The 25,307-nt window shown below is 65.3% G+C and carries 22 protein-coding genes; 9 read left to right on the top strand and 13 right to left on the bottom strand.

What is annotated here, in order from left to right; genetic code table 11:
* Positions 1-6: 6 nt before the first annotated feature.
* From ACIQYU_RS14320 to ACIQYU_RS14300, 5 genes are all read left to right on the top strand, one after another.
* Positions 7-1,164 carry an alginate O-acetyltransferase gene (locus ACIQYU_RS14320; protein WP_207836324.1) on the top strand — a complete coding sequence of 386 codons (1,158 nt, stop codon included), beginning with the start codon at positions 7-9 and terminating at the stop codon, positions 1,162-1,164.
* A gap of 17 nt (positions 1,165-1,181) precedes the next feature.
* Entirely contained in the window at positions 1,182-1,829 is a 648-nt protein-coding gene (locus tag ACIQYU_RS14315; RefSeq protein WP_402800492.1) for an alginate O-acetyltransferase AlgF, read from the top strand.
* A 35-nt stretch (positions 1,830-1,864) separates the two neighbouring features.
* Positions 1,865-3,319: a mannose-1-phosphate guanylyltransferase/mannose-6-phosphate isomerase gene (locus tag ACIQYU_RS14310; RefSeq protein ID WP_207836554.1), complete on the top strand. Its 1,455-nt coding sequence runs from the start codon at positions 1,865-1,867 to the stop codon at positions 3,317-3,319.
* A 98-nt stretch (positions 3,320-3,417) separates the two neighbouring features.
* Positions 3,418-3,882, top strand: coding sequence for a hypothetical protein (locus tag ACIQYU_RS14305; RefSeq protein WP_015271749.1), 465 nt, complete (start codon positions 3,418-3,420; stop codon positions 3,880-3,882).
* 151 nt (positions 3,883-4,033) lie between these two features.
* Positions 4,034-4,846, top strand: coding sequence for an SDR family oxidoreductase (locus ACIQYU_RS14300; protein ID WP_402800489.1), 813 nt, complete (start codon positions 4,034-4,036; stop codon positions 4,844-4,846).
* Between the two features lie 129 nt (positions 4,847-4,975).
* Here the strand turns inward: ACIQYU_RS14300 and ACIQYU_RS14295 are convergent, their stop codons facing one another.
* From ACIQYU_RS14295 to ACIQYU_RS14275, 5 genes are all read right to left on the bottom strand, one after another.
* Positions 4,976-5,770, bottom strand: a complete 795-nt coding sequence (locus ACIQYU_RS14295; RefSeq protein ID WP_207836330.1) for an SDR family NAD(P)-dependent oxidoreductase — start codon at positions 5,768-5,770, stop codon at positions 4,976-4,978.
* Between the two features lie 55 nt (positions 5,771-5,825).
* Complete coding sequence (locus tag ACIQYU_RS14290) at positions 5,826-7,277, bottom strand: efflux transporter outer membrane subunit (protein WP_233687063.1); 1,452 nt, start codon at positions 7,275-7,277, stop codon at positions 5,826-5,828.
* Positions 7,274-8,335 carry an HlyD family secretion protein gene (locus tag ACIQYU_RS14285; protein ID WP_087500494.1) on the bottom strand — a complete coding sequence of 354 codons (1,062 nt, stop codon included), beginning with the start codon at positions 8,333-8,335 and terminating at the stop codon, positions 7,274-7,276. Before ACIQYU_RS14285 ends, ACIQYU_RS14290 begins: the two co-directional genes overlap by 4 nt.
* 28 nt (positions 8,336-8,363) lie before the next feature.
* Positions 8,364-9,905 (bottom strand): MFS transporter, encoded by a 1,542-nt coding sequence (locus tag ACIQYU_RS14280; protein WP_343582694.1) that lies wholly within the window; start codon positions 9,903-9,905, stop codon positions 8,364-8,366.
* Between the two features lie 235 nt (positions 9,906-10,140).
* The gene (locus tag ACIQYU_RS14275) at positions 10,141-11,049 is read right to left on the bottom strand and encodes a LysR family transcriptional regulator (RefSeq protein ID WP_063913352.1); all 909 of its coding nucleotides are present in this window, start codon (positions 11,047-11,049) and stop codon (positions 10,141-10,143) included.
* Positions 11,050-11,319: 270 nt separating this feature from the next.
* On the opposite strand from ACIQYU_RS14275, the gene ACIQYU_RS14270 reads away from it, so the two are divergent.
* Complete coding sequence (locus ACIQYU_RS14270; protein ID WP_063913353.1) at positions 11,320-11,769, top strand: universal stress protein; 450 nt, start codon at positions 11,320-11,322, stop codon at positions 11,767-11,769.
* Between the two features lie 85 nt (positions 11,770-11,854).
* Here the strand turns inward: ACIQYU_RS14270 and ACIQYU_RS14265 are convergent, their stop codons facing one another.
* Genes ACIQYU_RS14265 through ACIQYU_RS14250 form a run of 4 tightly spaced genes read right to left on the bottom strand, consistent with a single transcriptional unit; the run spans position 11,855 to position 16,634 of the window.
* Complete coding sequence (locus tag ACIQYU_RS14265) at positions 11,855-12,715, bottom strand: HlyD family secretion protein (protein WP_207836351.1); 861 nt, start codon at positions 12,713-12,715, stop codon at positions 11,855-11,857.
* Positions 12,716-12,725: 10 nt separating this feature from the next.
* Positions 12,726-12,926 (bottom strand): DUF1656 domain-containing protein, encoded by a 201-nt coding sequence (locus tag ACIQYU_RS14260; RefSeq protein WP_008097766.1) that lies wholly within the window; start codon positions 12,924-12,926, stop codon positions 12,726-12,728.
* Positions 12,927-12,930: 4 nt separating this feature from the next.
* Positions 12,931-15,108 (bottom strand): FUSC family protein, encoded by a 2,178-nt coding sequence (locus ACIQYU_RS14255; RefSeq protein ID WP_207836354.1) that lies wholly within the window; start codon positions 15,106-15,108, stop codon positions 12,931-12,933.
* Entirely contained in the window at positions 15,105-16,634 is a 1,530-nt protein-coding gene (locus ACIQYU_RS14250) for an efflux transporter outer membrane subunit (RefSeq protein WP_207836357.1), read from the bottom strand. Before ACIQYU_RS14250 ends, ACIQYU_RS14255 begins: the two co-directional genes overlap by 4 nt.
* A 191-nt stretch (positions 16,635-16,825) precedes the next feature.
* Between ACIQYU_RS14250 and ACIQYU_RS14245 the strand changes: the two genes are divergently transcribed.
* Entirely contained in the window at positions 16,826-17,773 is a 948-nt protein-coding gene (locus tag ACIQYU_RS14245) for a LysR family transcriptional regulator (RefSeq protein WP_015271759.1), read from the top strand.
* A gap of 179 nt (positions 17,774-17,952) precedes the next feature.
* Entirely contained in the window at positions 17,953-18,927 is a 975-nt protein-coding gene (locus ACIQYU_RS14240; RefSeq protein ID WP_207836363.1) for a D-glycerate dehydrogenase, read from the top strand.
* Between the two features lie 134 nt (positions 18,928-19,061).
* Here the strand turns inward: ACIQYU_RS14240 and ACIQYU_RS14235 are convergent, their stop codons facing one another.
* The gene (locus tag ACIQYU_RS14235; RefSeq protein ID WP_233687067.1) at positions 19,062-19,964 is read right to left on the bottom strand and encodes a DMT family transporter; all 903 of its coding nucleotides are present in this window, start codon (positions 19,962-19,964) and stop codon (positions 19,062-19,064) included.
* A 264-nt stretch (positions 19,965-20,228) separates the two neighbouring features.
* Between ACIQYU_RS14235 and ACIQYU_RS14230 the strand changes: the two genes are divergently transcribed.
* Positions 20,229-21,104, top strand: coding sequence for a helix-turn-helix domain-containing protein (locus ACIQYU_RS14230; RefSeq protein WP_207836375.1), 876 nt, complete (start codon positions 20,229-20,231; stop codon positions 21,102-21,104).
* Positions 21,105-21,133: 29 nt separating this feature from the next.
* On the opposite strand, the gene ACIQYU_RS14225 is transcribed toward ACIQYU_RS14230, so the two are convergent.
* From ACIQYU_RS14225 to ACIQYU_RS14215, 3 genes are all read right to left on the bottom strand, one after another.
* Positions 21,134-23,536 (bottom strand): TonB-dependent receptor, encoded by a 2,403-nt coding sequence (locus ACIQYU_RS14225; RefSeq protein WP_233687068.1) that lies wholly within the window; start codon positions 23,534-23,536, stop codon positions 21,134-21,136.
* A gap of 219 nt (positions 23,537-23,755) precedes the next feature.
* Positions 23,756-24,733: a FecR family protein gene (locus tag ACIQYU_RS14220; RefSeq protein ID WP_402800479.1), complete on the bottom strand. Its 978-nt coding sequence runs from the start codon at positions 24,731-24,733 to the stop codon at positions 23,756-23,758.
* On the bottom strand, positions 24,730-25,287 hold the full coding sequence (locus ACIQYU_RS14215) for an RNA polymerase sigma factor (protein WP_172827532.1): 558 nt from the start codon (positions 25,285-25,287) through the stop codon (positions 24,730-24,732). Before ACIQYU_RS14215 ends, ACIQYU_RS14220 begins: the two co-directional genes overlap by 4 nt.
* Positions 25,288-25,307: the final 20 nt, after the last annotated feature.

Genomic DNA, 25,307 nt, shown 5'->3' with positions numbered 1-25,307 from the left:
GATGACATGACCCGGACATTACGCATTACCTATTCGCTGTCGTTCCTTGGCCTGCTGGTGGGCATGGGCGTGTGGTCCACCGGTGGCCTGCAAAGCTTCCAGCGTACCGAGCAGATGACCCTGCTCAACGGCAAGCTGGCCAAGGCCGCCGAGACCCACTACGACGAGCAGTTCCCGATCAAGCGCCTGGGCACCAACCTGTGGGCGGCGATGGACTTCAAGCTGTTCAACGAAGGCCGCCCCGGCGTGGTTCTGGGCCGCGACCAGTGGCTGTTCAGTGACGAAGAGTTCAAGCCCACCGCCGGTGCCGAGCAGCTGATGCAGGAAAACCTGGCGCTGATCCGTGGCGTGCGCGACACCCTGCAGCAGCACGGCAGCCAGCTGGTGCTGGCGATCGTGCCGGCCAAGGCGCGGGTGTATGCCGAGTACCTGGGCAATGAGCTGCCGACCAGCCTGCATGACGACCTGTACAACCAGTTCCATGCCCAGGTGCGCCAGGCCAACGTGTTCGCCCCGGACCTGATGGCACCTATGGAGCAGGCCAAGGCCCGCGGCCAGGTGTTCCTGCGCACCGACACCCACTGGACGCCGATGGGCGCCGAAGTGGCGGCACAGGCACTGGCCGAAGCGGTAAGCCGCCAGAGCCTGCTCAATGGCGACCCACAGACATTCATCACCGAAGCCGGCAGTACCGCGCCGTACAAGGGCGACCTGACCAACTTCCTGCCACTGGACCCACTGTTCAGCAACCTGCTGCCGGCCCCGGACAACCTGCAAAAGCGCACCACTCGCCCGGTCGAGGCCGAAGGTGAAGCCGGTGACGCACTGTTTGCCGACACACAGATCCCGGTTGCGCTGGTAGGCACCAGCTACAGCGCCAACCCGCACTGGAACTTCCTCGGCGCGCTGCAGCAGGCCTTGCGCAGCGACGTGGCCAACTACGCCGAAGACGGCCATGGCCCGCTACTGCCGATGCTCAAGTACCTGCAAAGCGATGCTTTCAAGAACGCCGCCCCGCAAGTGGTGGTGTGGGAATTCCCCGAACGTTATCTGCCAATGAAGAACGACCTCAGCAGCTTCGATCCACAGTGGATCGCCCAGCTGAAGAACACCCGTAAATCCGAAGAAAACCTGGCTTTGTCGTCCACCCGGACAACCCACTGATCAGAGGAAACATACACATGACTACCAAGACTTCCATTGCCAAAGCCCTCACCCTCGCAGCCGGCCTGTCCCTGGCCTCCATGCAGGCCTTCGCCGGCGCCGACGCCGCGCTGTACGGCCCGAGCGCACCGAAAGGCTCGACCTTCGTACGCCTGTACAACGCCTCCAGCGCACCGGCTGCAGCCTCGGTCGGCAACACCCAGATCAAGCAGGTTGGCGCCCAGGCCAGCAGCGACTTCAGCTTCCTGCCAGGGGGCGACTACACCGCCCAGGTCGGCGGCAGGAGCGTGCCGGTCAAGCTGGCCTCGGACAAGTACTACACCCTGGTCAACAGCGCCAGCGGCAACCCGCAGCTGATCGAAGAGCCGCCGTTCAAGAACAAGCAGAAAGCCCTGGTTCGCGTGCAGAACCTGAGCGACCAGCAACTGACCCTGAAGACTGCCGACGGCAAGACCGAAGTGGTCAAGCCGGTGGCCGCCAACGGCCGTGGCGAACGCGAAATCAACCCGGTCAAGGTCAACCTGGCGCTGTACCAAGGAGACAAGAAAGTGGGTGACGTCAAACCCGTCGCCCTGGAGCGCGGCGAAGCCGCAGTGCTGTACGTAACGGGTTCCGGCAACGCCTTGTCGCCGGTGTGGGTAACTCGCCCCGTGGCTAGCAACTGATTCCCCTGCCTCTCAACGACTATTGGAGAAACATGATGATCCCGGTAATTCTTTCTGGTGGTAGCGGTTCCCGTCTGTGGCCTCTGTCGCGCAAGCAGTTCCCCAAACAGTTCCTGGCCCTGACCAGTGAACACACGCTGTTCCAGCAAACCCTCGAGCGCCTGGTGTTCGAAGGCATGGACACGCCGATCGTGGTCTGCAACAAGGACCACAAGTTCATCGTCCAGGAGCAACTGGCCGCGCTGAAGCTGGAAACCCAAGGCATCCTGATGGAACCGTTCGGCCGCAACACCGCGCCGGCCGTGGCCATGGCGGCCATGAAACTGGTCAACGAAGGCCGCGACGAGCTGATGCTGGTGCTGCCCGCCGACCACGTGATCGAGGACCAGAAGGCCCTGCAACGCGCCCTGGCCCTGGCCACCGTGGCCGCCGAGCGTGGCGAGATGGTGCTGTTCGGCGTGCCGGCGACCAAGCCGGAAACCGGCTACGGCTACATCCGTTCCAGCCAGGACGCCCTGCTGCCTGAAGGCGTGGCGCGCGTCGCGCAGTTCGTCGAGAAGCCCGACGAAAAACGCGCCGCCGAGTTCGTCCAGGCCGGCGGCTACTTCTGGAACAGCGGCATGTTCCTGTTCCGTGCCAGCCGCTTCCTCGAAGAGCTGAAGAAGCACGACGGCGACATCTACGACACCTGCGTACTGGCGCTGGAGCGCAGCCAGGAAGACGGTGATGTGCTGAGCATCGACGAGGCCACCTTCGCCTGCTGCCCGGACAACTCCATCGACTACGCGGTGATGGAAAAGACCCAGCGCGCCTGCGTGGTGCCGATGTCGGCCGGCTGGAGCGACGTTGGCTGCTGGTCGTCGCTGTGGGAAGTGCACGAGAAGGACGACAACGGCAACGTCACCAAGGGCGATGTGGTGGTGCAGGACAGCCGCAACTGCATGATCCACGGCAACGGCAAGCTGGTGTCGGTGATCGGCCTGGAGAACATCGTGGTGGTCGAGACCAAGGACGCCATGATGATTGCCCACAAGGACAAGGTCCAGGGCGTCAAGCAGATGGTCAAGACCCTCGACGAGCAGGGCCGCAGCGAAACCCAGAACCACCTGGAAGTGTATCGCCCATGGGGCTCGTATGACTCGGTGGACATGGGTGGCCGCTTCCAGGTCAAGCACATCACCGTCAAGCCGGGCGCCAGCCTGTCGCTGCAGATGCACCACCACCGCGCCGAGCACTGGATCGTGGTGTCCGGCACCGCCGAGGTGACCTGTGACGAGAACGTGTTCCTGCTGACCGAGAACCAGTCGACCTACATCCCGATCGCCTCGGTGCACCGCCTGCGCAACCCGGGCAAGATCCCGCTGGAGATCATCGAAGTGCAGTCCGGCAGCTACCTGGGCGAGGATGACATCGAACGCTTCGAGGATGTGTATGGGCGTACCTCCACACCGATCGAGCGTGGTATTTCGGTGAAGACCATCGCGCAGTAAGCAAGACCCTGGGGCCGCTATGCGGCCCCGCTTTTTGAGCCACTCCCCATTTCGGGCTACGATGGTCAGACCCCGCGCAATCAAGGTCTGCCCGCCCCATGATCATCGGTGCCTTCCTCATCCTCACCTGGCTGGTGCTGCTGCTGCGCTACCCGGCCAAGGCCCTGCCGATCTCGCTGGCTGCCGTATGCGGCCTGGGCCTGGTGGCCCTGTTCGTCGTCTGGCAGGACACCCGCGAAACCTCGCAACTGGCCCGTCTGGACCTGCGCCTGACCTACGCCCCCGAACACTGCCCCGCCGACCGCGCCCTGCAGGTGCGCATGAAGAACGGCAACGACGTGCCGCTCACCGAACTGCGCTGGCGAGTGGCGGCCTATGCGCCGGGCGATACCGTGAACCTGGCCGAGAATACCTACAACGCCCCGCGCTACCGTGGGCCGGGTGAACTGCAGCCAGGGGCCGAGTGGAAAGACTGCCTGCCATTGCCACCCCTGCGCTCCGGGTACCGGCCGCAGACCCTGGAATTTCGGGCAGAGCACCTGCAAGGTACGTTTGCCAACTGATTTATCGCCTGTGCGGGCCTCTTCGCGGGTAAACCCGCTCCCACAGTGACTACACAGGTCTCAAATTCTGTGGTGTACCTGTGGGAGCGGGTTTACCCGCGAAGAGGCCCGCACAGGAAAAACCAATCCTCCCTGACAACAGGCCCCAACCATGCCCACCGTCCTGATCACCGGTTGTTCCAGCGGCATCGGCCGCGCCCTGGCCGACGCCTTCCGCGACGCCGGCCACCAAGTCTGGGCCACCGCCCGCAAACCAGAGGATGTCGCACAGCTGAGTGCCGCTGGTTACACCGCCCGGCAACTTGATGTAAACGACAGCGAGGCGCTGGCCCGCCTGGCCGAGGAACTGGAAAACCTCGATATCCTGATCAACAACGCCGGCTACGGCGCCATGGGCCCGCTGCTCGATGGCGGTGTGGATGCCCTGCGCCAGCAGTTCGAAACCAACGTCTTCGCCGTGGTTGGCGTTACCCGCGCATTGTTCCCACAGCTACGCCGCTCACGGGGCCTGGTGGTGAACATCGGCAGCGTATCAGGCGTGCTGGTCACCCCGTTCGCCGGCGCCTACTGCGCCTCGAAAGCAGCCGTGCACGCCCTGAGCGATGCCTTGCGCCTGGAACTGGCGCCGTTTGGTGTGCAGGTCATGGAAGTGCAGCCAGGAGCGATTGCCTCGCAGTTCGCCAGCAATGCCCAGCGCCAGGCCGAGCAGGTGCTGGCGGCGGATTCGGCATGGTGGCCGTTGCGCGAGCAGGTGCAGGCTCGGGCGCGGGCTTCGCAGGACAAACCTACTTCAGCTGTGGTGTTTGCCCAGGGCGTGCTGGCGGCGGTCGGGAAGTCGCCGGTGCCGGCGGTGGTGCGGTTGGGCAATGGCAGCATGGCGTTGCCGTTGATGGCCCGGTTACTGCCGCGGCGGTTGCTGGATTGGGCGCTACGCAAGCGGTTTGGCCTACTGCGCCCGCTCTGATTGATGGGTTGCCTGTGTTGGCCTCTTCGCGGGTAAACCCGCTCCCACAGGTACAGTGCAATCTTCGGAATCACACTCTCCCTGTGGGAGCGGGCGCGCCCGCGAAGAGGCCAGCACAGGCAAAACAGATCAGGCAATGGAACGCAGCACCCCGCCATCCACCCGCAAGGCAGCCCCGGTGGTAGCACTGGCCTGCATCGATGCCAGGTACACCACCATGTTCGCCACCTCCTCCACCGTCGCCAGCCGCTTGATCAGCGAGGTCGGCCGGTGTTCAGCCAGGAAGTTGGCTTCCAGTTCTGCAGTCGACACCCCCTGCTCCTCGGCCAGCTTGGCAAAGAAGTCACCCACCCCCTCCGAACGTGTAGGCCCCGGCAGCACCGAATTCACCGTCACCCCGGTACCAGCCAGCGTCTCGGCCAACCCGCGCGACACCGCCAGCAACGCAGTCTTGGTCATGCCGTAATGAATCATCTCGGTCGGAATCTGCAGCGCCGACTCACTGGACAGGAACACCACCCGCCCCCATTTGCGCTCGGCCATACCCTGGGCATAGTGGCGCGACAGGCGAACGGCACTGAGCACATTGACGTCGAAGAAACGCTGCCAGTCCTCATCCCCGATCTCGAAGAACGGCTTGGGCTCGAAGATACCCAGGTTGTTGACCAGGATGTCGGTGTGCGGCACCTGGTTGAACAGCTGCTGCGCACCGGCCTGGGTGCCCAGGTCGGCAGCAATGCCGATGATGCGCGCCTGCGGCAGGCGCTCGCGCACGGCCTTGAGGGCTTCGTCGACCCGGGCCTGGGTGCGACCGTTGAGGACCACTTCGGCCCCCGCCTCGGCCAGGCCAGTGACAATGGCCAGGCCAATGCCGGCGGTGGAGCCGCTGACGATGGCGCGCTTGCCGTTCAGGGAAATGTGCATTTGTGCCTCCTCGGTAATCAGGACAATTGCCGGGGCTGCTTGGCAGCCCCAAAAATCACACTTTCTTCACAGGCTGCTCATCAAACGCCTGCCAGCCACCCCCCAGAGCCTTGTACAGCCCCACCAGCGCCTGCGACACCGCCGCCGAACTGTCAATCCACTGCTCCTCGCTGGCCAGCAATGCACCCTGCACCGTCAGCACATTGAGAAAGTCCACTGCCCCTTCCACATACTGGCGCTGGGCAGTTTCCAGGGCGATGCGGTTCTGCCGCACTGCCTCGGCCAAGTGATCGCGGCGCAGCTGGCTGGCGTTGTACAGGCGTAGCACATCGTCGATTTCATGCCAGGCGCCCAACACCACCTTGCGGTAGTTCAGCGCCGCTTCCTGCTGTTGCGCCTCGCGCAGTTCCAGGGTGCCCGTGAGCCGGCCACCCTCGAAGATCGGCAGCGACAGCTGCGGCCCGAAGGCGAAACGGCGCGAATCCCAGGCGCCGAAATCGGACAGCTGCATGGCCTGGAACCCGACACTGCCCGACAGCCGGATGCTGGGGTAGAAGTCGGCCTTGGCCACGCCAATGCTGGCGGTGGCGGCATGCAGGCGGGCCTCGGCCTGGCGAATGTCCGGGCGGCGCTCGGCCAGTTCGGACGGCAAGCCAATGGCGAACGTCTGCTGCGGCGCAGGCAGTTCGCCGCCCTGCAGCAACTCGGCCTGCAGGCTGCGCGGCGGTTCGGCGGCGAGCAGGCTGAGGGCGTTGATCAGGTCATCGCGCCGTGCTTCCAGGCTTGGCAGGCGCGACTCGATCGAGGCGACCTGGGCACTGGCCTGGGCCACGTCCAGGCGCGTGGCGACACCTTCGGCCTGGCGGTTTTCAGACAACTTCAGGCTGTGCTGGGCAACTTTGAGGTTGTCGCGGGTCACATCGATGGTGTGCTGCACGGCGCGCAGCTGGATGTAGTTGCCGGCGGTTTCCGCAAGCAATGCCAGCAGCACGCCACGGCGATCGTTCTCGGCCACTTCGACCGTGGCATCGGCAGCCTCGACCTGGCGCCGCACGCGGCCCCACAGGTCCAGCTCCCAGCCAGCCACCAGGTCGCCCTGCCAGAGGTTGAAGGCTTCCTTGCCCGCCTTGCCGGACGGGTCACTCAGGCCTTCGGCACTGTTGCGCGCGCGGCTGTAGCCAGCATTCACATCCACCGACGGTACTTCGTCGGCAGCCACGGTGCTGCGCAGGGCGCGGCTTTGCAGCAGGCGGGCGCTGGCCATCTGCAGGTCGAGGTTGCGCTCGGCAACGCGCTGGATCAAGGCACTCAGGCGGGCGTCGTGGAAGCTTTCCCACCAGCGCAGTTCCAGCGGTTCGGCCTGCGGCTGGCTGACTGCCGCCTCACCTTGCAGCGGCGCCCACTGCTGCGGTGCCTGGCTGTCAGGGCGCTGGAAGTCCGGGCCCAGCGTGCAGCCAGCCATCAACACGGCCAGCAGCAACGGGCTCAAGCGTAATGCCGGTTTCATCGTGCGCTTACCTCTTTGCCGTCGAGCTTGTCGCCACGGGTGTCGATGGTCGCTTCCACCGACATGCCAACGCGCAGGCGGGCAAGCAGCGGCTGGCCATCATCGAAAACGATCTTCACCGGGATGCGCTGCACCACCTTGGTGAAGTTGCCGGTGGCGTTATCCGGCTTTACGGCGGCGAAGGTCACGCCGGTGGCCGGGGCGATGCTTTCCACATGGCCTTGCAGCTTCTCACCGGCAAAGGTGTCGACGCTGATGCTCACCGCCTGGCCGGGCTGCACGTGGGTCAGCTGGGTTTCCTGGAAGTTGCCGACCACGTAGGCATGCTGCAACGGCACCACCGACAGCAGGCGAGCGCCCGGGTTGACGTAGGCACCGACACGCAAGGCGCGCTCGCCGACCATGCCGTCCACTGGTGCGGTGATGCGGGTGTAGGACAAGTCGAGCTGAGCCTTTTCCAGCCCCGCTTCGGCCCGCTTCAACTGGCCGTCGGCGCTGGCCACCTGGGCGGTAAGGATATCCACCTGCTTGCGCGCCGCGACCAGTGCCGCCTGGGCATTGGCCAGGCGCGCACGGGCCTGGTCGACCCCGCTGCGCGCCTGCTGGGCGTTCTGCACGGTGCCGGCACCCTGCTCGGCCAGGCGGCTGTAGCGGTTGACCTCATGGTCGGCGAACGCAGCTTCGGCCTGGGCCGCCTTCACCGCCGCCTCAGCCTGGGCAATCAGCGACGCCTGGCGCTCGAGGGTGGCGCGGGCATCGGCGCTTTGCGCCTGGGCCACCAGCAACTGCGCCTGTGCGGCATCCAGCGCGGCCTGGTAGTCACGGGCATCGATGGTTGCCAGCAACTGACCGGCCTTGACCTGCTGGTTGTCTTCCACCAGCACCTCCTTGATGAAGCCGGCGACCTTGGGCGCGACCACGGTGTAGTCAGCGATCACATAGGCGTCATTGGTGCTCTGGCGGTGGTCGCTGCCGAACATCCAGGGGCCGACGATGCCGGCCAGGACGGCCACGGCCAGCACCGAGCCGATGAACAGGGTTTTGCGGTTGTTGGTCATTTCAGTGGTTCTCGAATTCATCCAGGGTTCAGGCCACCGCGCGCGGCGGATAGACCCGGGTAGGCACGAAAGGAATCAGGCAGATCAGGGCTACGGCAATGCAGGCCATGACCAGATAGAGGTCGGCCGAGGTCAGCACCAGCGCCTGGTCGTGGATACGCCTGGCCAGGCCGGCTGCGTTATCGTCGACCAGCGGGGCGTTGCCCAGGCTGTCCACCAGGTGGTTGGAATGGAAGTGCCGGCGCAGGGTGCCCAAGGCGTCCAGCAGGCCACCGGCGATCACTGCGGCGATGCCCTTGACGGTGTTGAACCAGCTGGAGGCGAACGGGCCTTCCTGCGGGGTCATGCCGTTGGTGGACAGCATCAGCAACGGCAGCACCGCCATCGGCTGGCCGAACACCTGCAGCAGGTAGAACGGGTAGAAATCGCCACGGATCCACTGGCTGGTCAACAGGCTGCTGCCCACGCAGGACACCGCCAGCATCGCCAGGCCGATACCCAGCACCCAGCGGCAGTCCACCGCACGGATGTTGCACAGCGCCGCCGTCAGCGGCAGGGCGATGAGCTGTGGCATGGCGACCAGCATCATCAGCGGGCTGGTCTGCGCCGGGCGGTAGCCCTGGATCTGCGCCAGGTAGGCCGACGGGATGCTGCCCACGCCCGAGAGCACGATCAGCACGCCAGCCAGGGTCACCAGGGCGAAACTCAGGTTGCGCCGCGACAGCATGCGCAACTGGAAGAACGGCAGCGGCTCGGACCATTCGTTGTACATGAACAGCACCAGCAACAGCAGGCCACCGCCGAGCAGCCAGCAGATCAGCGGCGAATCGAACCAGCCCCAGCGGTCGCCCAGCGACAGGCCCAGCACGATGCAACTGATGGCCGGCAGGCCGAGCAGCAGGCCGCGCCAGTCGAACTGCTTGAAGCGCTCCAGGCGCAGCGGGTCCTGCGGCAGGCCCCAACCGACGCAGGCAGCGGCCAGCGCCGAGGGCAGGATGATCTGCCAGAACGCCCATTGCCAGCCGACGTATTCGGTCCACAGCCCTGCCAGCGGTGTGCCGAGGTTGGGGCCGAAGGTAGCGGTGAGGGCATAGCAGGCCAGGCCATAGACCTTGATGCCCGGCGGCAGGAAGCGCAGCGCCACGCTCATCAGCATCGGTGGCAACGCGCCAGAGGCGAAGCCCTGGAGCACACGCAGCAGCATCAGGCTGTGCAGGTTGGGGGCGAACGGTTGCAGCAGGCCGAGCACGGCGAACAGGCCGATGGCGCCCATGGTGAAGCGCCGCAGCGAGAACGTGGTGGCCAGCCATGGCGCGAAGGCCATGGCCGAGACCGAGGCGGCGCTGTAAACCGCCAGCAGCCAGGCGCCTTCGTCGGCACCGATGCCCATGGCCCCGCGGATATCGGCCAGGGAGATCTTGGTCACCGACTCGTTGAGGCCCGCGCACAGCACGGCCAGCAACACGCCGAACAGCCCGACCACTACCTGCAGGCCAAACGCAGTCTGCGCAGGCGCGGCCGGCGCGGGGGCGGCGGCAAGCGCGGCAGACGGGGCGGACAGGGAACTCATGGGCAGACATCTCCAGCAACAAATTTGCGACTGGAGCAAGTCTAAGAAGGTCGAATGCTGACGAAAACTGACTTCTCGGTAGGTTTATGTTGCGTTAGACGCAATTCACTTCAAAACCGAGTCGCCTGCTTCGCGGGTGAACCCGCTCCCACAGGTACAACACACCTCTCAAGGCTTGTGATGTCCTGTGGAAGCGGGTTCACCCGCGAAAAGGCCGGCCCAGGCGGAACATCACTCAAGGGTCGACACTGCAGCAAGCCTTCAGGGTCTGCCGCAACCAGCGATGCGCCGGGTCATTGTGAAACCGTGGGTGCCATGCCTGAAGCACGGTCACCCGCTCCAGCGGCACCGGGATCTGGAACGAGCGCAGCGGCAGCCCAAGCTTGTGCACGCTGTTGAGGATGTTCGCCGGCATCGGCAGGATCAGGTCGGAATCCGGCAGCGAGAACAGCGCCGAGTGAAAGCTCGGGGTGATCAGCGCCACCCGCCGCTGCACCTTGAAGTTGGCCAGCTCCACATCGATCGGCCCGTTGGCCCGACCACGGCGGGACACGCTGATCTGTGGATAACTGGCAAAGCTGGTCGGCGTGATCGGCTGCTCGAAGATTGGGTGGTCACGCCGCGCCAGGCCCACGTAGTAGGTCTGGAACAGGCTCTGCACCTTGATCTCCGGGCCCAGATCCACGGTCGAGCTGATGATCAGGTCGGTACGGCCGTCGCGCAGCACGCTGTCGTCATCGCCGCCGGGGCTTTCCGGCACGAAGCGCAGCACCGTGCGCGGCGCCTGCTCGTGCATGCGCCGCAGCAACTGGGCGCCGTAAAGGGCGATGAACAGGTCATTGGTGCGAATGTTGAAGGCCCGGTCGAGCTTGGGCAGGTCGACCTCGTCGGCACTGCGGAACACCTCGCCAGCCTGCTCCACCAGTGCCGCCACCTGCTCGCGCAGGGCCAACGCCCGCGGCGTCGGCACCAGGCCACGGCCGGCGCGGACAAGAATCGGGTCCCCCAATGCATCGCGGATACGCCCCAGGGTCCGGCTCATCGCCGCCGGGCTCAGGTTCATGCGCTGCGCCGCGCCAACCACGCTGCCCTCATCGAGCAGGGCATCGAGGGCGACGAGCAGGTTCATGTCCGGGAGTTGCATGGCCGTTTCCGTTACAGCTGTGAGGAATGGCGATGGTAGCAGGTTGGTGGAATGCACCAGACGCAATGCGCTCGTGCGTGGTGGGGCATTTATCCTGAGGGTGGGTTGAGCCAAGAATGAGGAACGGCAGGTTCGGCCTCTTCGCGGGTGAACCCGCTCCCACAGTGACTGCACAGATTCTGAATATTGTGGCACACCTGTGGGAGCGGGTTTACCCGCGAAGAGGCCAGAACAGACAACCCCTCAGCCAGCCTGGAACAAGGATTCCACATGCCCAGCCCCGTCCTGATCGCCATCGATGCCTCCCCTGCATCCACCGCCCTGCTCACCCTCGCCCGCCGCTACTGCCGCCCCGACGAGCACGAACTGCACGTGCTGCTGGCCATCGACTCTACCTTCGCCGTCCACGACCAGCCCGCGCCCTACACCGCCGAGGAACTGGAAGAATACCCCGCCGCCTGCGAAGAGCAGCACCAGGCCGACCAGGCCGTGGCCAAGGCGGTGCGCGAGCTGCAGCAAGCCGGCTTCGCCAGCCAGGGCTGCATGGTAGCCGGGCAGCCGGTCGAGGCGATCGTGGCCAAGGCGCAGGAACTGAATTGTGAACTGATCATCATGGGCCACCGCCACCTGTCGCGGCTGGGGCGGTTGCTGGACCCGTCGATCAGCGCCAAGGTGATTGATCGGGTGAAGGTGCCAGTGTTGGTAGGGGCTGCGAGCTAACTGCTCTGCGAGAAGTGTTCATTGCTCCTGGCCTCTTCGCGGGCAGCCCGCGAAGAGGCCAGGAGCCGCACTTCCTCACCCCGGCTCATCCCTCGCTCGGCTTCACCACCACCGTACAAGTCGTCCCCGCCGCCAGCAAAAACCCGTCCGGCACTTCATCGATATGAATGCGCACCGGCACCCGCTGCGCCAGTCGTACCCAGTTGAAGGTCGGGTTAACATCGGCGATCAACTCGCGGCTCTGCGGGTTGTCGCGGTCGTAGATGCCGCGGGCGATGCTCTCCACATGGCCCTTGATGCGCTCGCCGCTCATCATCTGCAGCTCGGCCTGGTCACCCACCTTCACATGCGGCAGCTTGGTCTCCTCGAAGAATCCATACACCCAGAACGAGTTTTCGTCGACCACCGCCATCACCGCTTCACCGGTGCGCGCATAGTCACCCTTGTGGATATTCAGGTTGGTCACGTAGCCGTCCACGGTGGCCACGATCTGCGTGCGCTTGAGGTTCAGCTCGGCTGCGGCCAGTTCGGCGAGGGCCTGCTGGTAGTCCGCCTGGGCGGAGTTGGCGATGTTGCTGGCGTCGTCGCGGTTTTCCTTGGAGATCACCAGGTTGTCCATGTCGGCACGGCGCTTGGCGTTGACCTTGCGCATCTCCCAGGTGGCCTTGCGCGATGCAACCTGCGCCTTGGCCTGGTCGACTGCCAGCTGGTAGTGCTCGGGGTCGATCTGGATCAGCAAGTCGCCCTTCTTCACCCGCTGGTTGTCCTTGACCGGCACGTCCACCACATAGCCGGGCACGTCGGCGGCGACGTTGATGATATCGGCACGCACGCGGCCGTCGCGGGTCCATGGCGTGGTCATGTAATGCAGCCACAACTGGCGACCGATCACCACGGCAGCGGTCAGCACCAGCAGGGTGGCGATCAGGCTGAAGAACTTTTTCATCGAAGGATTCTCACCAGTAGAGCGACAGCGCCAGGGCGCCGAACAGGCAGACGAACAGGCTCAGGCGCAGCAGCGCCGGGTGCCAGAAGAAGCGGTAGCCATCATGGCTGGCGATGAACCGGTCCAGGCCCCAGGCCAGGCCCAGGGCGAACAGGAACATCAAGGTCATGGTGGGCATGTACACGCCATGGAAGGCGATTTCACGGGGCATGGTTTCACGGAGCATCGTGCAGTCCTTTCGCCGGTGCCAACGGCGACTGTGGGTCGAGCAGGGAAGAACGGATGAAATGCAGGTAGCTTTGCGCGCGGCGCAGCACCGAGGTGTCGAAGTGACGAGCGAAGGGCTCGTCGGTGGCCTGCACACGGGCGATGGCGTGGTCCACTGCCACCAGCGCGCGTTCGTGGTTGCTGGCGCTGGGCTGCAGGAACAGCCGGGCCAGGGCACGGCCCATCACGCGGATCGCCTGGCGCCAGGGCTGCGACTCGGCGTAGGCCGGGTGCACCGGCGCACGGGCCTGCTCCTTGCGCAGCTCGATGACCGCGTGGCCGATCTCCAGCACGGTGAACATCCAGCCCATCAGCTGGCTCTGCACCTGCGGCTTGCCAGCGGCCAGGCCATAGGCCTGGTGCAGCAGGTCACGGGTGCGGCTTTCGAAGGCGGTGCCGATGCCTCGCAGGCGGCCGCTGATGGCAAACAGCACCTGCTCGCGCAGTTCCTGCTCCAGGCGGCTCCACAGCCAGCGGCTGTTGGGCGGCAGGATGATCGCCCCGGCCGCGGCACAGACGAACATGCCAATGACCATGCCGATATAGTCGTTGATGAAGGTGTACGGGTCATACACGGTGAGGTTGTTCGGCACCGAACCGATGGCGAAGAACACCAGCAGGCCGATGCCGTAGCCGGCATAGGCTGGCCGTGACGAGAGGAACGCGCCCAGCACGAACACCGGTGCCAGGACCATGCACAGCAGTGGGAAACCGTCGATCCAGGGGAACACGAAGAAGGTTTCGAAGAAGCCGACAAAGGCACCGATCGCTGTGCCGCAAGCCATCTGGAACGACATGCGCTTGGGGTTCGGCGAGGCCGCCGAGAGGCCCACGGTGACGGTGGCGATCAGGGTCATCATGGCGCCGCTGGGCCAGTCGCTGAACAGCCAGTAGCTGCCCAGCAGCAACAGCACCGCCGAGGCGCGCACACCGGCGGCCAACGACACCAGCCAGCTGGTCTGCGCCACGTAGGGCTCATCCCACTGCTCGCGTTCGTGCCGGTGCGCGGCCAGCGAGGCGTGGGTTTCGGCGTAGCTGTACATCTCGTCGACGAAGCGGTAAAGCAGCTCGAAGGCGGTGTGGAAGTCGAGCAGGTCGGACTCGCTCGGCTCGGTCGCCAGGTACTCGGCGCGCAGGCCGCGCACCTGGGCCTGCAGGCCTTCCTTGTAGGCGGCCAGCTCCAGGGTCAGGCGCAGCGCATCGGCGTCGGTCAGCGCCCGGCCCACGTAAGGTTGCAACAGTTCCACCAGGGTGTTCAGGCCCGGTTCGATGGCGCCGACGATCTGCAGCGGGCCACGGGCGCGCAGGCGCTCCAGCAAACGGTGCAGGGCATTGAAGCGCGTGGTGATGGCCATGAATTCGCTGTTCATGCGCACCAGGCGACCAGAACGCCGGCGCATGTGCGGGTCCTCGAAGGCGGTGACGTTGCGCAGGCTCTCAAGGCCCACTGCTTCAGCGACGAAGCGCACGTTGCTGCTCTCGAAGCGGTCCCGCTGGCTGTCGCCACGCAGGGCCTCGACCACCACCCCGGCGAACACGCCAAAGCGCTGGTACAGGGCGTTGCGCATGGCGGCACTGGCCGACTGCGGCAGGATCGCGGCGCTGACGAAGGTCGACACCAGAATGCCCAGGGCGATTTCCAGCACCCGCCATACCGCCGCCATGAACGCCTGGTCGGGGTGCTGCAGCACCGGCAGGCCGATCATCGCTGCGGTGTAGCCGGCCAGCACGAAGCCATAGGCGCGGAAAGTGCGGTAGCGCATGGCACCGGCCGAGCACAGGCCTACCCACAGGGCCAGGCTGGGCAGGAACAGCTCGGTGTTCTGCGGGAAGATGGCGATCAGCGCCACCATCATCGCCGAGCCGGCCAGGGTGCCGAGCACCCGGTAGAAGCTCTTGGCGAACACATGCCCGCTTTGCGGCTGCATGACGATGAACACGGTGATCATCGCCGTGCGCGGTTGCGGCAGCTCCAGGCGCATGGCCAGCCACAGGGTGATGAATGCAGCGGCCAGCACCTTGAAGATGTACACCCAGGTCACCCCGTCGGTGCGCGCCCAGGCAAAGAAGCCCCGGCGCCATTCCAGGCTCTGCAGCCAGCGCAAGGGCAAACTGGAAGTGCTCATTCGGCGTTATCCGGCTTCTTGTCGAAAATGGCCAGGGTGGCCGGGGTTTTCGGTGCTGCCTGGCGCTCCTCTTCCGGCACGTCCTGACCGGCCTGCAGGCCCCCGCCCAGGGCGGTGACCAGCTCGGCATGGGCAATCAGGCGGGCGGCCTGCACCTGCTGTTGCACCTGCTGCTGGCGGAACAGCAAGGTCTGGGCGTTGAGCACGTTGAGGTAGTCGGTAAGGCCACGCTGGAAAGCGACCATGGCGATGTCGTAGGTTTTCTGCGCGGCCGCGACCGACTCGGCGGCGAAGTGCGACTGCTCTTTCATCGACTCGCGGCGGATCAGCTGGTCGGAGATGTTCTTCAGCGCACCGACCACGGTCTGGTTGTAGCGCGCCACGGCCACGTCATAGCCCGCCGAGGCCACGCCCAGCTGCGAGCGCAGGCGGCCACCGTCGAAGATCGGCAGGCTGATGGCCGGGCCGACGTTGTAGTTGAACTTGCGCCCGGTGAGGAATTCCAGCGGGCCACCGCCGGTGGCCATGAAGCCAAGGCTGCCGACCAGGTCGACGTTGGGGAAGAAGCCGGCGTGGGCAACATCGATGCCACGCGCCTGAGCGGCTACCTGCCAACGGCTGGCAACCACGTCAGGGCGCTGGCCGACCAGTTCGGCCGGCAGGTTCGACGGCAGCTTAAGTGGCGCGGCCAGGGCCAGGCTCGGGCGCTGCAACTGCGCACCCTCCCCCGGGCCCTTGCCGGCCAGGGCGGCCAGCTGGTTGCGGGCCAGGGCAATTTCTTCGTCGAGGCTGTCGAGCTGGCGGTGGGTTTCCGGCAACGGCGCTTCAGCCTGGCTGACTTCGAAGTGGGTGCCGATGCCGGCATCCAGACGGCGCTTGGCCAGGGCCAGGATCTGCTCCTGCTGTTCCAGCTCGGCCTTGACGATATCGCGCTGGGCGAAGTGCAGGCTCAGCTGAATGTAGGCGCGCACCACGTTGTTCTGCAGCTCCAGCTGCGCCTGGCGGGCTTCGGCCACGCTCATGTGCGCCTGGTCCACGGCCTGCTCGCTGGCATTGCGTTCACGGCCCCACAAGTCGAGCGCGTAGCTGAAGCCAATCGCGGCGTTGTTGTCCCAGGTGTTGGCGCCGGACAGCGCGCCCGGGCCGTAGAACTGGTCTTCAGGCCAGTTGTGGCGCTTGAGCGTGGCCTGGCCATTGGCCTGGAGCTTTTCCGCCGACTCGACCACACCGGCCATGGCCCTGGCTTCGCGTACCCGCGCCGCAGCCATGGCCAGGCTCGGGCTGCCGGCCACGGCCAGGGCAACCCAGCGGTCCAGCTGTGGGTCGCCATAGGCGCGCCACCACTGCTGGTCGGGCCAATGGGCGTCGGTCGCGGCTTCACGTATGGCCGCGTCGGTGGTCAGGGTGTTGGCTTGCAGCGTCTTGCTTTGCGGGGCAATGCCCCAGGTTCCGATACAGCCGCTCAAGGTGAGGGCAAGGGCACAGGCACTGAACGCATTGAGCGTTCTGATGATGCGACGCGGCACAGCTGCGATTTCCCGAGGAAGAGGTGAAGAGGCCGGGCAATTCTAGGGGGCGTCAGCACTGGCGATAAGCGTGGATTCCTGCGAATCTTTGTTACCAAAACGGCGATAATCCGCCTTTGGTCGAAGGCAACTTTTCATCTCTTTTACGTTACTTCGTGACACAATTTTGTCCTCTACATCGAGAGTGACCCATGGACACCCTGCAAAACATGCGTGCTTTCAGTTGCGTAGCCCAACTCGGCAGCTTTACCGCTGCCGCCGGGCAACTGGATACGACCACCGCGAACGTGTCGCGGGCGGTCTCCAACCTGGAAGCCCATCTGCAAACAAGGCTGCTCAACCGTACCACCCGCCGCATTGCGCTGACCGAAGCCGGCAAGCGCTATCTGATGCGTTGCGAACAGATTCTTACCTATGTCGAAGAAGCCGAGGCCGAGGCCAGCGATGCCCATGCCCGCCCGGCCGGGATGTTGAAGGTGCACTCGATGACCGGGGTCGGTCAGCACTTCGTGGTCGACGCCATCGCCCGCTATCGCGAATCGCACCCGGACGTGACCTTCGACCTGACCATGGCCAACCGCGTGCCCGACCTGCTCGACGAGGGCTATGACGTGTCCATCGTGCTGGCCACCGAACTGCCCGACTCAGGGTTCGTGTCCCAACGGCTGGGCATCACCTACAGCATCGTCTGCGCCTCGCCCGCCTACATCGCCCGCCACGGCGTGGCGCACAAGCCTGCCGACCTGCTCAAGCACGCCTGCCTGCGCATGGTCAGCCCGGTGATCCCGCTGGAGAAATGGCTGTTCGACGGGCCGGAAGGCCAGGAAATGGTCAACATCACCAGCTCGCCGTTCATGGTCAATACTGCCGATGCCATGAAGACTGCGATCCGCAGCGGCATGGGTGTGGGCGTGCTGCCGATCTATTCGGCCATCGACGGCCTGCGCGACGGCAGCCTGGTGCGGGTACTGCCCGAGTACCGGCTGCAGGAGCTCAACCTGTACGCCATCTACCCGTCGCGGCAGTACCTGGATGCCAAGATCAAGACCTGGGTCGAGTACCTGCGCAACTCGCTGCCGGAGATTCTCGCGGCGCATGAGGCAGACCTGAAAACCCATCAGGTGATGATCGCCAACTAAAAAGCTGCTGTATTGCGGGGGCGGACAATGGTAGGTTGCTAACCATTGCCGACCTCTTCGCGGGTAAACCCGCTCCCACAGGTACACCACTGCCTTCCACGCCTGTGCAATACCTGTGGGAGCGGGTTCACCCGCGAAGAAACCACCACCGCCCCACCGCCTTGCAGAGACGTAGCCCGATGAAAAAGACCGTCCTGGCCTTCAGCCGTATCACCCCGGCCATGGCCGAACGCCTGCAGCAAGACTTCAACGTGATCATCCCGAACCCCAAGCTCGGCGATATCAACGCCCAGTTCAACGAAGCCCTGCCCGAGGCCCATGGCCTGATCGGCGTTGGCCGCAAGCTCGGCCGGGCGCAGCTTGAAGGCGCGGCCAGGCTGGAGGTGGTATCCAGCGTGTCGGTCGGCTACGACAACTACGACCTGGACTACTTCAACGAGCGCGGCATCGCCCTGACCAACACCCCCGACGTGCTGACCGAAAGCACCGCCGACCTGGGCTTTTCGCTGATCATGGGCTGCGCCCGCCGCACCGCCGAGCTGGATGCCTGGACCAAGGCCGGCAACTGGCAGGCCACCGTGGGCCCGGCCCACTTCGGCAGCGATGTGCATGGCAAGACCCTGGGCATCGTCGGCATGGGCAACATCGGTGCCGCCATTGCCCGTCGCGGCCGGTTCGGTTTCAACATGCCGGTCATCTATTCCGGCAATAGCCGCAAGACCGCGCTGGAGCAAGAGCTGGGGGCGCAGTTCCGCAGCCTGGAGCAACTGCTGGCCGAAGCCGATTTCGTCTGCATCGTGGTGCCGTTGTCCGATGCCACCCGCAAGCTGATCGGTGCGCGTGAGTTGCAACTGATGAAGCCGAGCGCGTTCCTGATCAACATCGCCCGCGGGCCGGTGGTGGATGAAGCTGCGCTGATCGATGCACTGCAGAACGGTACCATTCGTGGTGCGGGCCTGGACGTGTACGAGAAAGAGCCGCTGAGCGATTCGCCGCTGTTCAAGCTGCCCAATGCGCTGACCTTGCCGCACGTTGGCTCAGCTACCGCCGAAACCCGCGAGGCCATGGCCAACCGGGCAATCGACAACCTGCGCGCGGCCCTGCTGGGTGAGCGGCCGCGGGACCTGGTGAACCCGCAGGTGTGGAAGGGCTGATAGCCCTCTACTGCCTGCACCGGCCCTTTCGCGGGTAAACCCGCTCCCACAGGTATTGCACAGGCTCTGAGGGCTGTGGGGTAGCTGTGGGAGCGGGTTTACCCGCGAAGAGGCCGGTGCAGGCAACACATTACCTATTTGGCCACCACAACACCCTCAGCCAACTTGACTCTGGGCTTGCGAAACACCAGCACATTCCCCGCCATCACCGCCACCAGCCCCAACAAGGCCGGCGCCGTCCACTGATATCCCTCGGCCACCGCCGACACATTCAACGCCACCAACGGGAACAGCACCGTGCAGTACGCTGCCCGCTCCGGCCCCATGCGCCCGACCAGGGTCAAGTAGGCGGTAAAGGCGATCACCGAGCCCGGCACCACTAGGTACAGCAACGAGCCGATGTAGCGCACGTTCCACTCCATGCTGAACGGCACGCCACTGACCACACAGAACACCGCCAGCATCGCTGCCCCGTAGACCATGCCCCAGGCATTGGTGGTCATGGGCTTGAGCCCGGCCTTCTGCTGCATGCTCGACAGCATGTTGCCGGCCGAGAAGCATAGCGTGCCGAGCAGGGCCAGGCCGAGGCCGTACAGGGTTTCGCGGCTGGCCGCCTGGTGCGACAGCTCCGGCCAGAACAGCAGGCCCAGGCCGAGCAAGCCCAAGGCGCCGCCGCCGAGCACATTGCTGGCGATCTTCTGGCCAAAGAAGATCCGTGCGTTCAGCGCGTTCCACAGGGTGGCGGTGGAGAACACTACGGCGATCAGGCCGCTGGCGATCCACTGGCTGGCACTGAGGAAGCAGATGAAGTTGACGCAGAACAGGCACAGGCCCTGGGCCAGGCAGATCTGGTGGCCACGTCGGTTCATCGGCTGCAGGCGCCGGGTGAGCAGCAGGAAGGCGAACAGGATCAGCCCGGCCAGGGCAAAGCGGTAGACGATCGAGACCGGAATGGCGACCACGCCCAGCTGGAGTTTCAGGGCGATCCAGGTGGTGCCCCAGATCAGGACGGTGAGCAGGTAGAGTGACAGGTTCATGGCGGCGGTTCCTTGGGCCTTTCAAGATCGGTGCCCGGCGCTTCGCGGCTAAAGCCGCTCCCACAGGGACCACGCTGCTCTCGAGGCTGGCGCGGTCCCTGTGGGAGCGGCTTTAGCCGCGAATCGAGGGCGCAGCCCTCGCCGAGGCATTTCAGTGTTCTCCTGTCGAACACCCACGCGCTTGCACAAACTTGCGCATTTGTCCTGCCGGTAGCTGTAAGCCTGCCCAAGGCGCAGTAGGATGGCTGGCAAGAGGAACCGCCCATGACCCCACTCACCCAGCTGCAAGTGTTCAACGCCATGCACGCCTCGCCCCACGCCCGGCTGGAGCTGAGCGCGCACCTGGGCGACGGGCTGGCAGCGGCGTTGTGGAGCAACCGCGATGATGCCCGCGACTACCAGGCACCGAGCCATCACACCCTGTCGTGCTACATCGCCGACGGCACTGGCACCTTCCGCCGCCAGCGCCCGGGCGACAAAGGGGCGCCCGACAAGCTGTGCGTGATGCCGGCCGGGCACGAGTCGAACTGGGTGGTCAATGGCGCGATCCGCCTGGCACACCTGTATGTCAGCGAGGCGCAATTCGCCCTGGGCTGCGTGCGCCTGCTCGACCGTGAACCGCGTGAGCTGCAACTGCAGGAAGCGACCTTTCTCGATGACCCGCAACAAGCCACGCGCTTTCGCCAGCTGATAACCCTGGACTGGGATGAACCTGGCGAACGCCTGCTGGCCAGCAGCCTTGCACACGAGATCGTCGACCATGCGCTGCTCAGCCAGGTCGGGCTGCGCCAGGGCCTGCGCCTGAAAGGCGGGCTGGCACCGAACCTGCGCCGGCAGCTGGTCGACTACATCGAAGCGCACCTCGACCAGCCCATCACCCTGGGTGAACTGGCCTTGCGCTGCAACCTGTCCGAATACCACTTTGCCCGCATGTTCCGCGCCAGTTTCGGGCTGCCGCCGCACCAGTACCTGCTGGCCCGGCGGCTGCATCGGGCCTGCCAGCTGTTGCGGCTGGGGGGGATGCCGTTGGGGGAGATTGCCCTGTTGTGCGGGTTTGCCAGTGCCAGCCATTTCAGCAACCGGTTCCGCCAGGCGGTCGGTGCAACACCGGGCGAATACCGTTTAGCCTTCAATTCGTGAAACTGGGGCCGCTTTGCGGCCCCAAATACCTAGAACTCGAAGGTACTGGACAAGCTCACCTGCCGCGCATCGCCAATGGCCACAAAGTACTGGTTCACCGCCGAGCTGTAGTAAACCTTGTCGAACAGGTTCTTCACGTTCAGCTGCAACAGCACCTTGTGCTCGTCGAGCCTGGTCTCGTAGCTGGCAAAGGCATCGGCCACGGTATAGGACGGCAGGTCGAAGGTGTTGGTCGGGTTGCCAGCGCGCTCGCCCACGTACCGCGCCCCCGCGCCAATGCGCAGGCGATCGCCACCGAACAGGCTGCCATAGTCATACACCGCCGACAGCGAACCACTGTGCCGGGCCACGTTTTGCAGGCGGTTGCCCTTGAGGTCCGGGTCCTTGGTCACTTGCGCATCGGTGAAGGCGTAGCTGCCGATCAGGCTCCAGCGCTCACTCAGCTGGCCGGTCAGGTCCAGCTCGACGCCCCGTGAGCTGACCTCCCCGGCATTGCTGTACACCGTTTCGCGCGTACTGGTGTCAAAGTTGGAAACGAGCACGTTGCGCTTGGTGATATCGAACAACGCCAGAGTCCCCGTGACACGGCCAGGCATGTCGAGTTTGGCGCCCAGCTCCCATGATTTGCCTTCCTCCGGGGCAAAGCTGCCGTCGAGGGTCTGGGTAAGGCCACCGCCAATGCTCAAGGGTGCAATCGTCGAGTTGGGCTTGAACGATTCGCTGTAGCTGGCATAGAGCGACAGCTGCTCATCGACCTTGTAGACCACACCGGCATGCGGTACCCAGCTCTGGCCGCTGGTGTCGGTGTTGACCAGGAACGGCCGGCCGCGCCCGGCCAACTGGTCGTATTGCTGGAAGCGTGCGCCAGCCACCAGGATCCAGTGGTCGTCCAGGTGCAGGGCATCCTGGAAGAACAGCGAATCAGTACGCAGCTTGTCGGTCTGGTCGCTCTCCTTGGCACCGACTTGGGTGCCCTCCACTTCCTGACCGTAGACCGGGCTCACATAGCTGAAGGTGGATCGGGCCGTCTGCCGGATCAGGTCGCCGCGGAAGATCTTGCGGTCCTCATGATCGACACCGAACAGCAGGTCGTTCTGCATCCCGGCCAGTTCCACATTACCGGCCAGGCTCAGCGTGGCGAACTGGTCACGGCTCATGGCGTTGTGGGTGCCGTCGATGCTGCGCGCCAGCGTGCCGCTTTCTTCATTTACGCCGGTCACCCGCACCTGGCTGGCATCATAGGTTTCGCGGTTGAAGCTGTAGCCGAAGTGCAGCTTCCAGTCATCGGCCAGTTGGTGGTCGACTTCCAGACGGTACAGGTCGGAACGCCCCTCCATGTCGTTGAACGGCTCGTCAAGGCGCCGCGTGGCCGGGATGTCCAGCGGGTGGCCGTTGTTGCCGAACGCCGTACCACGGTCGAAGGGGGAGAGAAATTCGCGGTGCTCGTAGGCCAGTACCACCTGGGTATCTTCACCCAGCCAGGCCAGCGACGGCGCCACCAGCGATTCGCGGTGCACGCCGTAGTTGCGCCAGTAGTCCTCATCCTCGTGATCGACGATCAGGCGATAGGCGAAGTTGCTGTCGCCCAGCGCACCGGTGCTGTCGAGCCCGCCGCCGCTGCCGTTCTTGCCGCTGCCGTAGGTGGACCCGCGCACGGTCAGGGCGTTGTACTGCTCGAGTTGCGGGCGCTTGCTGACCACGTTGATCACCCCGCCCGGGTCCTGGATGCCGTACAGCAGCGAGGCAGGGCCCTTGAGTACTTCGACCCGCTCGGTGCTGGCGCTGAGGTTGCGGCCCTGCACGACGGGCATGCCATCGCGCATGATCGAGCCGTCGCGGTTGTCGCCGAAGCCGCGCTTCATCACCGTGTCGGAGGTACCGCCGAAGTTGTTGCCCTGGGTGATGCCGCTGACGTTGGCCAGGGCGTCGTCGAGGTTGCGCGGGGCCTGGTCACGGATGACCTGGGCCGGTACCACATTGATTGCCTGGGGGATGTCCTGGCTCGGGCCCTGCCCGCGCATGATCGAGGCGGTAGCCGGGGGCTGGTAGCTGTAGTCGTCCAGTTGCGAGGTCACGGTGGTGGCCTGCAGGTTGAGGGCGCCGGAGGTGTCCACCGCCTCAAGGGTGAGGGTGCGTGCATCGACGCGGCGCCAGGCCAGCCCGGTAGTGCCCAGCAGCTGTTGCAGGGCCTGCTCGGCGCTGAACCTGCCGTTCAGCGCCGGCGCCTGCACGCCGGGCAGTTCCAGGGTGTAGACCACGCTCTGGCCGGTGGTGCGGCTGAAGGCGCTGAGTGCCTGGACCAGGGGTTGCGCCGGCTGGGCAAAGGCGTACGCCTGCTGTTGCTCGGCGGCGCAGGCCAGGGGGGCGACAGCGAGTGCCGGGAGCACGGAAAGGCCTAGCCAGAGGGGGACACAACGCGGGGTGAACTTCATGGACGCTGACCTGTGAGAGGGATTTGACTGCGAATGAATCGCACTTCCACTCATTACACGGATGCCACGTCCTGTTACCTCACCTGTTGACTGAAAAATATTTTCTGCCTGTGCCGGCCTCTTCGTGGGCTTGCCCGCTCCTACAGGGACTGCACAAATTCGAATCCGGTGCAGTACCTGTGGGAGCGGGCAAGCCCGCGAGGAGGCCGGCACAGGCGCCTACCGGACCAGGGTCAACCGCCCCAGCACAGTCTGCCGCGAAAAGCCCATTACCTTGCCCAGCGAATCCAGCGCCAGCAACGGCTCGGCCACCGGGAAACTACCACTGACCTTGCGCTGCCCCAGCTCACCATCGAGCAACAGGATGCGCCCCGGGTAATAGCGCCCCAGGTCCTCGACCACCTGCGCCAGCGGCACCTGGTAGTAATTCAGCCAGCCCTGTCGCCAGGCCAGGCGGTTGTCGCTGTCCACTGCCTGGGTATCGCCCACCCGACCGGCAGCGTAGGCCACCTGTTGGTTGGCCGTCAGTTCACGCGATATGGCGCCCGGTGCCGGGCTCACCGCCACCCGCCCGCTGCGTACCGTGACGTGGGCACCATCGTCCTGCTCGCGCACTTCGAACTGGGTGCCGAGCACCCGCACCTCGCCACCGCCAGCTTCGACCAGGAATGGCGCGCCGGTATGCGTAACCTGGAAGAACGCTGCACCATGCAGCAACCGCACGCGGCGCTCGCCATGGGCGAAATCCACCGCAATCGCACTACCCGCATCCAGCGTCACTTGTGACTGGTCAGCCAACGTTACCTGGCGAACTTGCCCGGTGCTGCTGTAGTCGGCTCGCAGGTCCTGCAACCAGTATCCCGGGTGCCAACCACCGGCGACACCAAAGGCCAGTAGCAGGCAGGCCGCCACTGCAATCGCCCCGACCCGCCACCGGCGCGTGGCCGGTGGCCTGGCCATGGCATCCAGGTAGCGCTGCAGGCCTTCATGCTCTTCATCAGCCAGGCGCGCCGCCGGGATGGCACTTCTCTGCCACAGCGCCTGGGCCTGTTCGTAGGCTGCGCGATGCCCGGGGTCGGCCAACAACCAACGCTTGAACGCCGCCCCCTCGGCCTGCGCGGGCTGCTCGTTGATTCGGCTGAGCCATTGCAGCGCGGCCCGGGACTGCGCCTCGGTGATCTGCGGTAAACGGCTCATCGACGGGCACTCCCTGGCCGGCGTGGGGTGGACGCGGGCTCGGCAACACTCGCCTTGCACGCTTCGAGGGCGCGCATCATATGCTTTTCCACAGCACTCTGGGACAGTTGCATGGCCTTGGCGATCTCGCCGTACTTGCAGCCGTGGATGCGGTTGAGCAGGAAGATCTGCCGGGTGCGTTCAGGCAAGGCACGCAAGGCAGCTTCGATGCGCTGCAAGTCGTGGTCGACCTCCACGGCCTGCTCCGGCGCCTGGGCCATGGCCGCTGCATCCACCGGCAACACAGCTTCGGCCGCACGTTCACGGCTGCCTTCGCTGCGCAGGTGGTCGATGGCCAGGTTGCCGGCGCAACGCAGCAGGTAGGTGTCCAGCGCCTCGACCTTGACCTCAGGGCGGCGCCAGAAGCGCAGGAACAGCTCCTGGACCAGGTCCGATGCCGTGGCCCGGCAGCCGACCCGGCGGCTCACCAGTGCCTCCATGCGTGCCCGCTGGGCCAGGAACACCTGGACGAAGCGCGCACGCCCGCCGCCGCTTTCGGCATCCGCCTCGGTCATGTCGCCCGGCTCGCTCACCG

It is taken from the genome of Pseudomonas sp. NPDC096925 (assembly GCF_044762545.1).
Taxonomy (GTDB): domain Bacteria; phylum Pseudomonadota; class Gammaproteobacteria; order Pseudomonadales; family Pseudomonadaceae; genus Aquipseudomonas.
The sequence above is the reverse complement of the archived record's forward strand: the minus strand, read 5'-3'. Positions and strand labels throughout refer to the sequence as shown.